This is a genomic window from Sinorhizobium sp. 8-89 (genome assembly GCF_030124325.1).
Lineage (GTDB): Bacteria > Pseudomonadota > Alphaproteobacteria > Rhizobiales > Rhizobiaceae > Sinorhizobium.
On the sequence record NZ_JASKLR010000011.1, the window covers coordinates 1 to 12,638 of the forward strand.

Consider the following 12,638-nt stretch of genomic DNA (forward strand, 5'->3'; position numbering starts at 1 on the left):
TAGCTCGTCAGGCTCATAACCTGAAGGCCGCAGGTTCAAATCCTGCCCCCGCAACCAACAATCCACAAAAGGCGCCCTCCCGGGCGCCTTTGCCGTTTCCGGACATCGGTCCCCCATGTATCCGCAATGCCCGCCGCCTGTGGGGCGAAGCGGCGGGCTGCGAGCTCATGAATGGCCGCATCGCATCAGGATCTTGCGGCCGCGGCCCGCTGACGGCGATACTGCGCTGTTGGAAGCCCGCCCCACCCCCAATTGTCGAGGTCGACCTCCTCGATCACCACGTAGGTCGATTCGAGCGGCTTGTTCAGGACGTCGAAGAGCACCTCGCTGACGCCCTTGATGATGGCAGCCTTTTCCTCGGCGGTAACCGAATTGCGGTCTGGTGTCGTTCCTTCGCGGGTAACCTGTACGGTGACGATAGGCATCGCAGTCTCCTTTCGGGAATTGCTTCTGTCGTTGATTGGATCGCGACCGGGGCCGTTTCGGCTTACGGGCGCTGTCGTGCTACCAACGGCCAGCGTTCTGGCCGCCGTCGACGTGGAGAATTTCGCCGGTCACGAAGCCTGCGGTCTCGAGGTAGAGGACGGCATCGACGATGTCGCGAATTTCGCCCATGCGGCCAACCGGATGCAGCGCGTGCAACGTCGCGTGTGTCTCAGGCGCATGCATCGGGGTCTTGATGATGCCCGGCGAGACCGCGTTGACGCGAACGCCGCTCTTCGAGAATTCCATCGCCAGCGACCGGGTCGCCGCGTTCAGGCCGCCCTTGGTCAAGGAGGCGAGCGCGGAGGGCATGCCGGCCATTGGCTGGTCGACGAGGCTGGTGGTGATGCTGACGATATGGCCCGAACCCTGCTTCAGCATCTCCGCCGCGGCGCGCTGTGTGATGTGGAAGAAGCCGGCAACGTTGACTCCGAGGTTGTGGTCATAGTCCTCCTGGGTCATTTCGATGAACGGCTTGGCGAGGAAGACGCCGGCATTGTTGACCAGCGAGTCGATGCGGCCGAAGCGTTCGATCCCTTCGCGCACGATTCGCTCTGCGGTCTCGGGCCTGCTGATGTCGCCCGGCACCACGAGGATGTCCGGGTCGGCGCTCTCCTTGATCGACCTAGAACTGGCGATAACGCGGTAGTTCCGGTCACGGTAGGCGCGAACCAATCCGGCGCCGATCCCCTGCGATGCTCCGGTGATAATAACGACTTTCTGTTGAGTGCTCATGGATGTGATCCTTTTCGATTGCAGCAGTCGCTTCAGCGACCTGCCCTCCGCCCTCGGCGTTGGTGCAACTGTTTTAGATCCATCCGCTGATCGGGAGAATTGGCGCCGATTGACAGACAGTCGACCGTATCTCGGCATAATTAACCGAGGGTACCGGCTTCCACCGCGAGGCGTGCAAATTCGGAGCGCAGACGCGGCGCGGCGAAATCGACAAAGGCGCGGACCTTCGGCACCGACATACGGCCTTGCGGTGCGATGAGATGAACAGGCAGCGGCGGATGCTCGGCGTCTGCGAGCACGATCTTCAGCCGCCCGTCCTTCACATATTCCGCGACGTGGTAGGAATAGAGCCTGGTCAGGCCGTGGCCGGCAACGGCGGAAGCAGCCGCGGCGCGCACGCTGTTGACGATGCACCGCGGCGTGAACTGGACCGTCCGGGGGATGGACGACCCGTCTGCCGGCGTGAAGTTCCACGAATCGAGACCGAAATTGGTGAACGCGACGATCTGGTGCCTGGCAAGATCGGCCGGCTCCTCGATGCGGGGATGATTGGCAAGGTAGCGAGGTGAGGCGACCACGACACGCCGCACATCGCCCCCGAGCCGCGTGGAGATCTGTGACGAATCGGCAAGATGGCCAATGCGCAACGCGATGTCGACGCCTTCGTCCACCAGGTTGACGAAACGATCGAGGAGGAGAAGCTGGGCGGAAACGGCCGGGTGGAGGTCAAGGAAATCGTCCAGAATGGGGCGCAGCACCTCTTCCCCAAGGATCGGCGGCACCGAAATCGTCAGCATTCCACGAGGAGCCGAGCGCTCCCCGCCGGCGAGCATGTCGGCTTCCTCGAGATCGACGAGCACCCTCCGGCAGGCGGCTGCATAGCGTTGGCCGGCCTCGCTTAGCTTGAGCGTGCGGGTCGTTCGATGCAGCAGCTCGACGCCCACATGGGCTTCCAGAAAGCTCAGCGCCCGGCTGACCGCCGTTGGTGATCGCTTCAGCCGGCGTGCCGCACCGGCGAGGCTGCCCTCGTCGATCGCCGTGACGAAGACTTTCATTGCATCGATGCGATCCATCTATTCTACCGATCCGCGGGAGAGTGACTGCCGATCGGCAAGTATTCACCCGAAGATGGCATGAAGTAAATATAGCGACGGAGGCGGCAGTGGCCAACATACGGCCAAGCATCAGGAATAGGCTGCGAAGCGAAGGTCGGGCTGCGCCATCGAGGCATCCAAGCGGTCCAGTGCCCCGAGTTCGAGAATAATCCCGGCGATCCCGCATTTGGGCACGCCTCAACAGAGGGAGAATGACGATGAAGATCCTGATGGTTTTGACGTCGCATGATCAGCTCGGCAATACCGGCGAGCCGACCGGTTTCTGGCTCGAGGAGTTCGCCGCGCCCTATTATGTGTTCAAGGACGCCGGGGCCGAGATCACCGTCGCGTCGCCCAAAGGCGGCCAGCCGCCGATCGATCCGAAGAGCGACGATCCGGCCAACCAGACCGAGGCGATGGCGCGCTTCAAGGAGGACACGGCAGCTCAGAAGGAACTGGCGAACACCGCAAAGCTCGGCGACGTCAAAGCGAACGGTTTCGACGCGGTCTTCTATCCCGGCGGCCACGGCCCGATGTGGGACCTCGTCAACGACAGGAACTCGATTGCCTTGATCGAGGACTTCTACAACGCCGGCAAGCCGGTTGCCGCCGTCTGTCATGGCCCGGCTGTCCTGCGAAAGGTAACCTATCAGGGACAACCGATCGTCAAGGGAAAGCGCGTCACCGGCTTTACCAATTCCGAGGAGGAGGCGGTGCAACTGACCGACGTCGTGCCTTTCCTCGTCGAGGACGAGTTGAAACGCCTCGGCGGCCGCTACGAAAAGGCTGCCGACTGGGCGGATTTCACGATCGTGGACGGCCGGCTGATCACCGGGCAGAACCCGTCGTCGTCGACTTCTGCTGCCAGGGAATTGCTCAAGCTTCTGCAGGCGTAGCGCAATTCAAGTGCCTAACGGTTTTCCGCCCGGAGTTGGATAGTTTCAAAGCGTCAGATCATTTCGCTGGCTCAAGGAGACAATGAAATGATCGAGTTCTGGTCCGGCGCGAGCCGCGGGGTCCGCGCCGGATCTGCCCTCGTCGGCACCTGCATTCCGATACAGATCCCCCTGAAACAGGACACATCCCGGATACGTCCGGCTGATCCTCTGCAGTGAGCGTCAAGCGATCAACGCAAGAAGGCGTTGCTCCACTGCAGAGGAACGACAATGATCCTTTTCACAATAGCCTTTCTCGCGGGCGTGCTGACCATTGTCAGCCCCTGCATCCTTCCGGTCTTGCCATTCGTCTTTTCTCGGGCCGGTCAGCCATTCGCCCGGAGCGTCCTGCCGATGCTCCTTGGCAAGGTCGTGACATTCGCCGGCGTGGCGACGCTTGCCGCGCTCGGCGGAGAGTGGGCGGTGCAGGCCAATGAGATCGGCCGATATGCGGCGATCGCGGTGCTGGCCGTCTTCGGGGTGACCTTGCTTTCGCCGCGGGTGGCGGCGGTGGTAACCCGTCCGGCGGTTGCGCTCGGCAACCGGCTTTCGCAAAGGGCGGCCGGGCAGAAGGGGAGTGTCGGAGCATCCTTTCTTCTCGGCGTCGCAACCGGACTTCTGTGGGCGCCCTGCGCCGGGCCGATTCTGGGACTGGTGCTGACAGGTGCCGCCCTCCACGGGGCCAACGTCGAAACGACGCTTCTGCTCACCGCCTATGCGGCGGGCGCGGCTACCTCGCTGGCGTTGGCGGTTGTGGTCGGAGGAAGGGTGTTTGCGGCGATGAAGCAATCGCTCGGTATCGGCGAGCGACTTCGACAGGGTCTCGGCGTCGCCGTGCTGGCGGGCGTCGCGGCCATTGCGCTCGGGCTCGATACCGGGCTGCTGGCGCGCCTGTCCTATGCGAGCACCACCAATCTTGAGCAGTCGCTGCTTGACCATCTGCGCGGCAACTCCGCGCGCGCGGAAGCGGTGGCAAGCAACCGCATCGCGCCGGCGACGAATGATGCGCGGAATGCATACCAGAGCAACCTGCCCGTGGAGGGCACGTTCCCGTCACTTGATGGTGCCGTTGAGTGGCTCAATTCCGAGCCGCTGACCACGGAGCAGCTTCGCGGCAAGGTCGTGCTCGTCGATTTCTGGACTTATTCCTGCATCAACTGCATTCGAACAGTCCCCTATGTTCGCGCCTGGGCGGAGAAGTACCGGGATCAGGGCCTGATCGTGATCGGCGTGCATGCGCCCGAGTTCGCCTTCGAGAAGCGGATCGACAACGTCAAACGAGCGGTCCGGAATTTTGAGATCGGCTATCCCGTCGCGATCGACAACGATTTCGCGATCTGGCGCGCGTTCGGGAACAATTATTGGCCGGCTCATTATTTCATCGATGCAAAGGGGCGGATCAGGCACTCTCACTTCGGTGAGGGCGATTACGAGAGATCCGAGCGGGTCATTCAGGAACTGCTGGCGGAAGCGGCAGGTGACCGGAGGACTGGCGGCGGTCTTGTTACTCCGAATGCGCAGGGCGCCGAGGCCGCGCCGGACTTCGCCCGCCTTGGGTCTGGCGAGGACTATATCGGGTACATGCGCGCCTCCAACTTCATCTCGCCCGAAGGCATCGGGGTCGATGAAGCGCGCGACTACACGGTGGAGGAACTGCGGCTCAATCAGTGGGGTCTCGCCGGCAACTGGACGATGGGGGCGGAGCAAGCAACGCTCAATCGGGCCGGCGGGGGGATCACGTATAGATTCAGCGCGCGGGACCTCCACCTCGTTCTCGGACCAGGAGCAAGCGGCAGGGAGGTGCGCTTCCAGGTGAAGGTCGACGGGGTGGCGCCGGGTGCGGACCACGGTTCGGACATCGACGCCGACGGCAACGGGACCGTCTCGGAAACGCGGCTCTATCAGCTCATACGCCAGTCGGGAGACGTGCGGGAGCGGACGTTCGAGATCCGCTTTCTTGATCGGGACGTCGAAGCCTTTGTTTTCACCTTTGGATGAGAGGACCCGGCTGCAGTGTCGGGGGCCCTGTGAGGATCTGGTGGATCGCGGGCGCGAGAAGAAAAAGGAGAGATCAATGCGCATTTTCGTGACGTTCATCGGCGTAATCGCGCTGGCGGCAGCGCCATGCGCCTGGGATAGCGACCCGCGGGAGCCGCCGGCGATCGCAGCGCTTTTCGCGGTGCCCCCGGATGGCGGGCGCACAATCTTTGCTGCGCAGGTCCCGGCCGGGGCGGCCGTGCCGACGTCATCGGCCGTGAAGCCGATGGCCGAAATCTCAGACCGCTGAGGCGCACCGCGATGCATGCATGTTGCGCCGGCGCGCGCGCCGGAAAGCCAAAAATGTAGCTCAATGTATCGCCTCGCTCGATTCCTACACGGGCTTTCAATTTCGGCTGCCACACACACAGTGGCGACACATGAGTACCGGCTTCTGCGGCTGTGTTTCATGTAGAGGGGAGAAATCGATGACAGAGGAAATCAACCAGCCGCGTCGGCGGTTCATGGGCGTGGCGGCGCTCACCGTTGCGGCCGCTCAGTTCAATATGTTTGGCGTCGCCCGCGCGCAATCCGCCAGCAAGGCGGGGTCTAGCATTCCGGCGATCACGCCGGGAACGAACACGTCCTTCGCGTTGCTCAGGCAGATCGACGCGGGCGTCCTGAATATCGGCTACGCGGAAGTGGGGGCCAACGATGATGCGCCTGTGGTCATCCTTCTGCATGGCTGGCCCTACGACATCCACACCTATGTCGATGTGGCGCCGCTGCTGGCGGCCGCCGGTTATCGGGTGATCGTTCCCTATCTGCGCGGCTATGGCACGACGCGTTTCCTGTCTGCCGACACGCCGCGCAATGGCCAGCAATCGGCGATCGCCGCCGACGTCATCGCCTTGATGGATGCGCTGAAGATCGAAAATGCCGTCATCGCCGGCTGCGATTGGGGCGCGCGAACCGCCAACATTATCGCCGCTCTCTGGCCGGAACGCTGCAAGGCCATGGTTTCCGTGAGCGGCTACCTGATCGGCAGCCGTGAACTCAACAAGATGCCGTTGCCGCCGAAGGCCGAGCTTGCCTGGTGGTATCAGTTCTATTTCGCCACGGAACGCGGACGGGCCGGCTACGAGCAGCACCGGAACGAATTCGCCAGGCTTATCTGGCAGCTCGCATCGCCGAAGTGGAACTTCGACGACGCCACCTTCAACCGCAGCGCGGCGGCATTCGAGAACCCGGATCACGTCGACATCACCATCCACAACTACCGCTGGCGGATCGGTCTGGCTGACGGCGAGCGGAAGTATGACGGTCTGGAAGACCGGCTTGCCGGGTTTCCCCTCATAGGCGTACCGACAATCACGCTGGAGGGCGATGCCAATGGTGCCCCCCATCCGGAACCGAAGGCCTATGCGAAGAAGTTTTCGGGCAAGTACGAACATCGTCTGATCACCGGCGGCATCGGCCACAATCTGCCGCAGGAAGCGCCACAGGCCTTTGCTCAGGCCGTGCTGGACGTCGATCGTTTCTGATCATCTTCATCCAAAAGGCTGGGCGGGCCGGGGCCCGGATCCGCCCAGCCCCGAACTCTGGCCGGCCGCGAACCCTGGCCAGATCCTCAAAGCTCCAAAACCGCCTGCCGCAACTCTGAAGCGGTCGAAATCTCGCTCCGATCGCGATTGCTGGTGCGTCAGTTGCTCGGGAGAACATCTCACCGGCAATGAGCGCTTCGTATCACAGTGTGTCCGCACGGCATTCTCTTGGGAGTCGATTACATTTCGGCGCCGGTTGCGAAACATTCGATACACGTGCGGAGCGTCAAATGTGTCCCGACAGTCGGACAAGGCACTCAAGCCTCGACGTCATCAACTCTGTCGAAAAGAAGGACATCATGACCGAGATCGAGAAGGTACTTTACACTGGCAGGACCCATACCACCGGCGGTCGCGAGGGGGCATCCCTCAGTTCTGACGGGCGTCTGGACATCCAGCTCTCCTCGCCCGGCAGCTCAGGGCCTGGGACCAATCCGGAACAGCTCTTTGCCGCCGGCTGGTCGGCCTGTTTCATCGGTGCGATAGGAAAGGCGGCCGGCGAGCGGAAAGTTACGCTCCCGATCGATCTGGCCGTCGATGCCGAAGTCGATCTCGGCAGCGGTGCCGGCGGGTATTTCCTACAGGCGCGGCTCAATGTCAGCCTGCCGGGGATCGATCGCGACACTGCCCGGGCGCTGGTCGACAGGGCGCATCAGACCTGCCCCTATTCCAAGGCGACGCGCGGCAATATCAACGTTGCGATCAACATCGTCTGACGTGATGAAAGGCCCTGTCTGGAGAACCAGGCAAGGCGCTTCTCGAAGAAGCGGTGGCTGTGAAGGCTGCCGCTTTTTGTTTGGCTGCTGTCTTCGCCTTAAGACTGACCGTCTACTTTTTACGTTCGAACGCGGCGATGCAGCCTGCAATACTCCATCAGGGGTGTATGGCAATTTCTGCGGAAAGGCCGCCGCCGTCGCGGTTGCGCAAGGTGAGTGAGGCGCCGATCGCCGTCGCGAGTTGTTGGGCGATGGCAAGACCAAGACCGGTTCCGCCCGTATCCCGGTTGCGGGATTGCTCCAATCGATAGAAGGGCTTCAGGACTGCTTCCAGCTGATTTTCCGGAATACCGGGGCCGCGGTCGAGTACCTTGATGACCACGGTTTCATCGGCGAGGCGTTGCATCTCTATTTCGGCGCTGCCGCCGAATTTGAGCGCATTGTCGATCAGGTTGGTGAGAATCCGTCTGAGTGCGTGTGGGCGGGTCAAGATCGTGCCGCCCGTCACTTCGGTGATCGTGACCGCCTTGCCGGTATCCTGGTAATCATAGGCCAAGCTTTCGGTGAATGAGGCCAGATCGATGCGGGAGGCCTTTTCGACCTTGCCATGGGCACTCTTTGCATAGTCGACACCTTCCTTGACGAGGCGCTCTATTTCGCCAAGGTCCTGGATCAGCTTGTCCCTCTCGATGAAGTCCTCCGCCATTTCCGTCCGCAGCTTCATGCGCGTGATCGGCGTTTGCAGGTCATGTGAGATTGCAGCGAGGATCTGCACGCGTTCTTCGAGATACTGCGCGATGCGATCCCGCATCGCATTGAAGGCCGTTGCCGCATAGGCGACCTCACTCGGTCCCGCTTCGCTGAGCCGGGGCGTCTGCCTGTTTGGGTCGAGCGTGTCTGCGGCCGTCGCGAGATTGACGAGAGGGCGGATTGCCTGACGCACGGCAAACCAGCAGCACAACACCAGGAGCCCAAGCTGCACGACGAGCACATAAGGCAGCCAGTCTGCCAGGGGCATTACGCCTCTCGGCTTGACGTCTATTGTCAGCGGTGCGCCGTCGCTCAAGCGCAGATGCGCCTGCAGCCGCCTGCTTTCACCGGGAATGGATTCCACTTCGATCGGATAGCGCGCGCCGATCGTCGCCTGAATCTTGGAAGCAATCTCGGCGCTGCGTGCGTCGAGCGCGGGATCGCCCGGCATGCCTTGCCCGAGAATGAAACTGTAGCTCCCGCGATCGAGCCGATCCAGCCAGTCGGCACGTTCGGCAGCGGGCAGCCGGTCGAGAATGGCGATCGACGTGGCGACGTCGCTTTCAAGCGTATTGAACATCACCGACCTGGCGGCCATGTAGCGCTCGAAAAACAGCACGGTGAACGACATGGCATGCGCGAGCGCCAGTCCGGCAAGGAGAATGACGAACAACCGCACCCTGAGAGTGCGTGGCCATAGGCGAAATCCATTGAGAACGGCGCGCGCCACCATCAGCGGGCCTCGACGATCTCGACCGGCATGGAAAAGACATAGCCTTCGCTGCGGACGGTCTTGATGTAAGTCGGCTCCCTCGCATCGTCGCCAAGCCGCTGGCGAACCCGGCTGACCAGGAGATCGATCGACCGGTCGAAGAGTTCGGCCTCGCGCCCCTGGGTAAGATTGAGCAGCTGATCGCGGTTGAGTACGCGCTGTGGGTGGTCGATGAAGACGCGCAGAAGGCGGTATTCGGCGCCGCTGAGCGCAATCACCGTGCCATCGGAATCGACGAGATGCCTTGCCGTCGTGTCCAGTCTCCATTTGCCGAAGCGCAGCAACTGGCCGGCCTCGGAGACCTGCAGGTTCGGAGGCAGCATCCGCGTGCGCCGCAGGACCGCCTTGATGCGCGCCAGCAGCTCGCGTGCCGAAAAAGGCTTGGCGAGATAGTCGTCAGCGCCCATTTCGAGACCGAGAATGCGATCCATCTCGTCGGTGCGCGCAGTCAGCATGACGATGGGCGTCGCTTTGTGCCTGCCCGCGCGCAGCTCGCGGCTGAGCACGAGGCCGTCATCTCCCGGCATCATCACGTCGAGGATGACGAGATCGACGGTATTCGCATCGAGAAATGCGCGCATATGCCGGCCGTCGGCGACCGCGGTGACGCGCAGGCCGTTCTTCTTCAGGTAACTCGAGACAAGCTCTCTGATTTCGCGATCGTCATCGACGATCAGAATATGGTCGATGTGCTCCATTGCACGATGTTCCTAATTGCCAACTCTTAGTGACCTTCCCGATGTATCCTTTGTGTGTTCACATCCTCGCAGGTCTGCGTCTTAATGTAACGCGCGGCCGTCGGATACATTCCGATACAATATCCGTTCGCCTTACAAGCGTTGTAATCCTTCGCCGCGCTTCCAGCTTTGTCGGTCGGGTGGCTAAGGGAGCCCATCTCGGCGGTTTCTGCCCGGGAGGGACCTTGCTGAAGATCGCTAGCCTTGTTTGCAATAAGAAAGTCCGCCGCGCATGCGCTCAGCATGTCGGCCAAAACCACGTGACCGCATTGGAGTGTTTGAGCCAACCTCCGTTCTCACCCCGTCTGCTCGACGATCGGCGGGATCTGGATCAATTTCAGCTCGGATGCGCCGGAGTCGATGATCTCGAAGACCGCGTCGAGCATTCTCGGCACGTCCTGACGAACCATTTCGATGTGGTCTCCGAGCATCGCCACAAAGGGGTCCCAGTCGAAGCAGCCGAGCAGAGGCATGCGATCGGCATAGTGGCCGGAGCGACGAATCCATCGCATGACGCCTTCAAGCGAAATGGTCGAGTTGACAAACATGCCCCGCGGCAGTGGTCCGACCTTGTCGGCGAGCGACTTCATTGCGTTCTCGGCCTTTTCGGGTGCATAGCCGCAGGTAAGCACGAGCGCCTCGTCGACCTCCACCCCCGCCTCGGCGTGGGCGGCACGAAACCCCCTCACGCGTTCCGATGTGTTGTGGTCGGTTCCGCGTCCGCCGACGAAGAGCAGCGGTGTCTTTTCGCCGAACTCCCGCTCGGAGTTGGCGAGCACGCGCCGCGTAAGCTCGAGCGCGCCGCCGAAGTTGTCAGAGATGACCGAGGGGACACGCGAACCCGGCAGGTCGAGGTTCACGGTTCGAACGCCGGCGGCGGAACAAATGTCCGCGATGCGATCCGGATCGGTCGCGCCGGTCGCGATCAGGCAGTCCACCTGATACGAGAGCATTGCACGTGCGGCCTCGATCTCCAGTGCGGGGTCGCGGCGTGTGCAGGTGATGATCGGGAAGAGCCCTCTCTCGCGCGCTCTCGTCTCGAACTGTTCGACGATCGAGCCGAAATAGCGGTTGTCGTACTTCGGGACGAGCATGCCGATGATCTTCGATCGCTCGCGGCGCAGCACGCTTGCCTGCATGTTCAAGGCATAACCCTGTTCCTCGGCAAGGCGGGTGATCTTCTCCGCCAGCTGGCTGCTGATGCGGCGCTTTTTCCAGTTTCCGCTCAGCACGGCACTCACCGCACTCGCCGACGTCCCGGCCAATTCGGCCAGATCGTAGATCGTTGTCCTTTTCGTCTGAGTTCCGCGCTTCACGAATTTTGATCTCCACTTTCGTGCGTCACCTTGACATCAATAGAGTAAAGTGGCAATTCTGCTTCATCGATTGAGCAAGCGAGCGCAATCGATGAAGCTACCAGTTCAGCAAAAGCTGTCCCGGGGAGGAGTCTGACAGGAATCAATAAGCCCAGCGCTACAGTGCCTGCTGCAGCGAGCGACTGGCCGCGCCCTGATTGGCCTAAAGAAGTCGCGGCGGAATTTGTCGCCGAAAGACTTCGCGATATCGTGGGGGTGTCGCCCTTCAAAAGCTTCAGAACGCCGGCGCAAAAATCAACCGTGGAGGAAACTTATGAAGACGATTTGTTACTTGCTTGCCTCGACCGGCCTTGCCGTGTCGCTCAACAGCGCGGCCGTCGCGCAGGACGCGGCCACCGTGGCCTTCCTGATGCCAGACCAGGCCTCTACCCGCTACGAAGAGCACGACTATCCTGGCTTCAAGGCGGAGATGGAGAAGCTCTGCCCGAGCTGCACCGTCATCTACCAGAATGCCAATGCGGACGTGGCGCTTCAGCAGCAGCAGTTTAACTCCGTGATCGCCCAGGGCGCCAAGGTCGTCGTGCTCGATCCGGTCGATTCTGCCGCGGCCGCAGCGCTCGTCGAAATAGCCCATTCCCAGGACGTCAAGGTGATCGCCTATGACCGTCCGATCCCGGATACGCCGGCGGACTACTACGTTTCGTTCGACAATGAAGGCATTGGCCGCGCGATCGCGCAGTCGCTGGTCGATCATCTGAAGGCTACCGGCGTGGCCGAAGGTTCCGGCGTGCTGCAGATCAATGGTTCGCCGACTGACGCGGCAGCCGGTCTCATTCGCGACGGTATCGACTCTGCCCTCGACGCATCTGGCTACAAGACGCTCGCCGAATTCGACACGCCCGACTGGGCGCCGCCGAAGGCGCAGGAATGGGCAGCAGGCCAGATCACCCGTTTCGGCGACCAGATCAAGGGGATCGTTGCCGCCAACGATGGAACGGGCGGCGGTGCAATCGCGGCGCTCAAGGCAGCGGGCGTCAAGCCTGTTCCGCCCGTGACCGGCAACGATGCGACGATCGCGGCATTGCAGCTGATCATCTCCGGTGACCAATACAACACGATTTCGAAGCCTTCCGAGATCGTAGCGGCGGCTGCGGCCAATGTCGCGGTGCAGCTGATCAAGGGCGAAACGCCTGAGGCGACGCACAAGCTCTACGAAACGCCCTCACAGCTCTTCACCCCGGCGGTGGTCACGGCCGAGAACATCAAGGCCGAGATCTTCGACAAGAAGATCAACACGCCGGAAGAGATCTGCACCGGCGAATATGCTGAAGGTTGCCGCAAACTCGGCATCATCAACTAAGCTCCGACTGCCGCTGTGTTCGGCCGCATGACCGCGGCCGAGCACCTCTCCCGATCACGATGATTGTGGGTCGGATCGGCCCGAAATCGTGAAAGTAATCGATTCTGGTAAGTTAGGGCCGGATGCCGGCGAAAACCGCCACCAGGTTTCCGTGATCCC

12 protein-coding genes are annotated in these 12,638 nt (G+C 61.8%); 6 read left to right on the forward strand and 6 right to left on the reverse strand.

Translation table 11 applies throughout. From position 1 onward, the window contains the following. Positions 1-185: 185 nt before the first annotated feature. The 3 genes from QN219_RS20015 to QN219_RS20025 form a co-directional block, all read right to left on the reverse strand. Positions 186-425 carry a 4-oxalocrotonate tautomerase family protein gene (locus tag QN219_RS20015; RefSeq protein WP_284001610.1) on the reverse strand — a complete coding sequence of 80 codons (240 nt, stop codon included), beginning with the start codon at positions 423-425 and terminating at the stop codon, positions 186-188. A 79-nt stretch (positions 426-504) separates the two neighbouring features. Next, complete coding sequence (locus QN219_RS20020; RefSeq protein WP_284001611.1) at positions 505-1,218, reverse strand: SDR family oxidoreductase; 714 nt, start codon at positions 1,216-1,218, stop codon at positions 505-507. A 140-nt stretch (positions 1,219-1,358) separates the two neighbouring features. After that, positions 1,359-2,291, reverse strand: a complete 933-nt coding sequence (locus tag QN219_RS20025) for a LysR family transcriptional regulator (protein WP_284001612.1) — start codon at positions 2,289-2,291, stop codon at positions 1,359-1,361. A 239-nt stretch (positions 2,292-2,530) separates the two neighbouring features. Here QN219_RS20025 and QN219_RS20030 point away from each other — a divergent pair, with 239 nt between their 5' ends. From QN219_RS20030 to QN219_RS20050, 5 genes are all read left to right on the forward strand, one after another. After that, positions 2,531-3,208 carry a type 1 glutamine amidotransferase domain-containing protein gene (locus QN219_RS20030; RefSeq protein ID WP_284001613.1) on the forward strand — a complete coding sequence of 226 codons (678 nt, stop codon included), beginning with the start codon at positions 2,531-2,533 and terminating at the stop codon, positions 3,206-3,208. 270 nt (positions 3,209-3,478) lie between these two features. Continuing rightward, positions 3,479-5,245: a cytochrome c biogenesis protein DipZ gene (locus QN219_RS20035; RefSeq protein ID WP_284001614.1), complete on the forward strand. Its 1,767-nt coding sequence runs from the start codon at positions 3,479-3,481 to the stop codon at positions 5,243-5,245. Positions 5,246-5,321: 76 nt separating this feature from the next. After that, the gene (locus QN219_RS20040) at positions 5,322-5,534 is read left to right on the forward strand and encodes a hypothetical protein (protein ID WP_284001615.1); all 213 of its coding nucleotides are present in this window, start codon (positions 5,322-5,324) and stop codon (positions 5,532-5,534) included. A gap of 178 nt (positions 5,535-5,712) precedes the next feature. After that, the gene (locus tag QN219_RS20045) at positions 5,713-6,768 is read left to right on the forward strand and encodes an alpha/beta hydrolase (protein WP_284001616.1); all 1,056 of its coding nucleotides are present in this window, start codon (positions 5,713-5,715) and stop codon (positions 6,766-6,768) included. Between the two features lie 359 nt (positions 6,769-7,127). Further along, on the forward strand, positions 7,128-7,544 hold the full coding sequence (locus tag QN219_RS20050; protein WP_284001830.1) for an organic hydroperoxide resistance protein: 417 nt from the start codon (positions 7,128-7,130) through the stop codon (positions 7,542-7,544). 157 nt (positions 7,545-7,701) lie between these two features. Here QN219_RS20050 and QN219_RS20055 read toward each other — a convergent pair whose 3' ends face one another. From QN219_RS20055 to QN219_RS20065, 3 genes are all read right to left on the reverse strand, one after another. Beyond that, a complete protein-coding gene (locus QN219_RS20055) occupies positions 7,702-9,027 on the reverse strand; it encodes an ATP-binding protein (protein WP_284001617.1) in 1,326 nt (441 codons plus the stop codon). Further along, positions 9,027-9,764 carry a response regulator gene (locus QN219_RS20060; RefSeq protein WP_284001619.1) on the reverse strand — a complete coding sequence of 246 codons (738 nt, stop codon included), beginning with the start codon at positions 9,762-9,764 and terminating at the stop codon, positions 9,027-9,029. Before QN219_RS20060 ends, QN219_RS20055 begins: the two co-directional genes overlap by 1 nt. 335 nt (positions 9,765-10,099) lie before the next feature. Then, the gene (locus QN219_RS20065; protein ID WP_173511454.1) at positions 10,100-11,119 is read right to left on the reverse strand and encodes a LacI family DNA-binding transcriptional regulator; all 1,020 of its coding nucleotides are present in this window, start codon (positions 11,117-11,119) and stop codon (positions 10,100-10,102) included. 313 nt (positions 11,120-11,432) lie between these two features. Between QN219_RS20065 and QN219_RS20070 the strand changes: the two genes are divergently transcribed. After that, positions 11,433-12,479 carry a sugar ABC transporter substrate-binding protein gene (locus tag QN219_RS20070; protein ID WP_284001620.1) on the forward strand — a complete coding sequence of 349 codons (1,047 nt, stop codon included), beginning with the start codon at positions 11,433-11,435 and terminating at the stop codon, positions 12,477-12,479. Positions 12,480-12,638: the final 159 nt, after the last annotated feature.

Bases quoted from the DNA above. Each gene is read 5' to 3' on its own strand.
- QN219_RS20015 (WP_284001610.1), bottom strand. From the start codon at position 425: ATGCCTATCGTCACCGTACAGGTTACCCGCGAAGGAACGACACCAGAC.
- QN219_RS20020 (WP_284001611.1), bottom strand. From the start codon at position 1,218: ATGAGCACTCAACAGAAAGTCGTTATTATCACCGGAGCATCGCAGGGG.
- QN219_RS20025 (WP_284001612.1), bottom strand. From the start codon at position 2,291: ATGGATCGCATCGATGCAATGAAAGTCTTCGTCACGGCGATCGACGAG.
- QN219_RS20030 (WP_284001613.1), top strand. From the start codon at position 2,531: ATGAAGATCCTGATGGTTTTGACGTCGCATGATCAGCTCGGCAATACC.
- QN219_RS20035 (WP_284001614.1), top strand. From the start codon at position 3,479: ATGATCCTTTTCACAATAGCCTTTCTCGCGGGCGTGCTGACCATTGTC.
- QN219_RS20040 (WP_284001615.1), top strand. From the start codon at position 5,322: ATGCGCATTTTCGTGACGTTCATCGGCGTAATCGCGCTGGCGGCAGCG.
- QN219_RS20045 (WP_284001616.1), top strand. From the start codon at position 5,713: ATGACAGAGGAAATCAACCAGCCGCGTCGGCGGTTCATGGGCGTGGCG.
- QN219_RS20050 (WP_284001830.1), top strand. From the start codon at position 7,128: ATGACCGAGATCGAGAAGGTACTTTACACTGGCAGGACCCATACCACC.
- QN219_RS20055 (WP_284001617.1), bottom strand. From the start codon at position 9,027: ATGGTGGCGCGCGCCGTTCTCAATGGATTTCGCCTATGGCCACGCACT.
- QN219_RS20060 (WP_284001619.1), bottom strand. From the start codon at position 9,764: ATGGAGCACATCGACCATATTCTGATCGTCGATGACGATCGCGAAATC.
- QN219_RS20070 (WP_284001620.1), top strand. From the start codon at position 11,433: ATGAAGACGATTTGTTACTTGCTTGCCTCGACCGGCCTTGCCGTGTCG.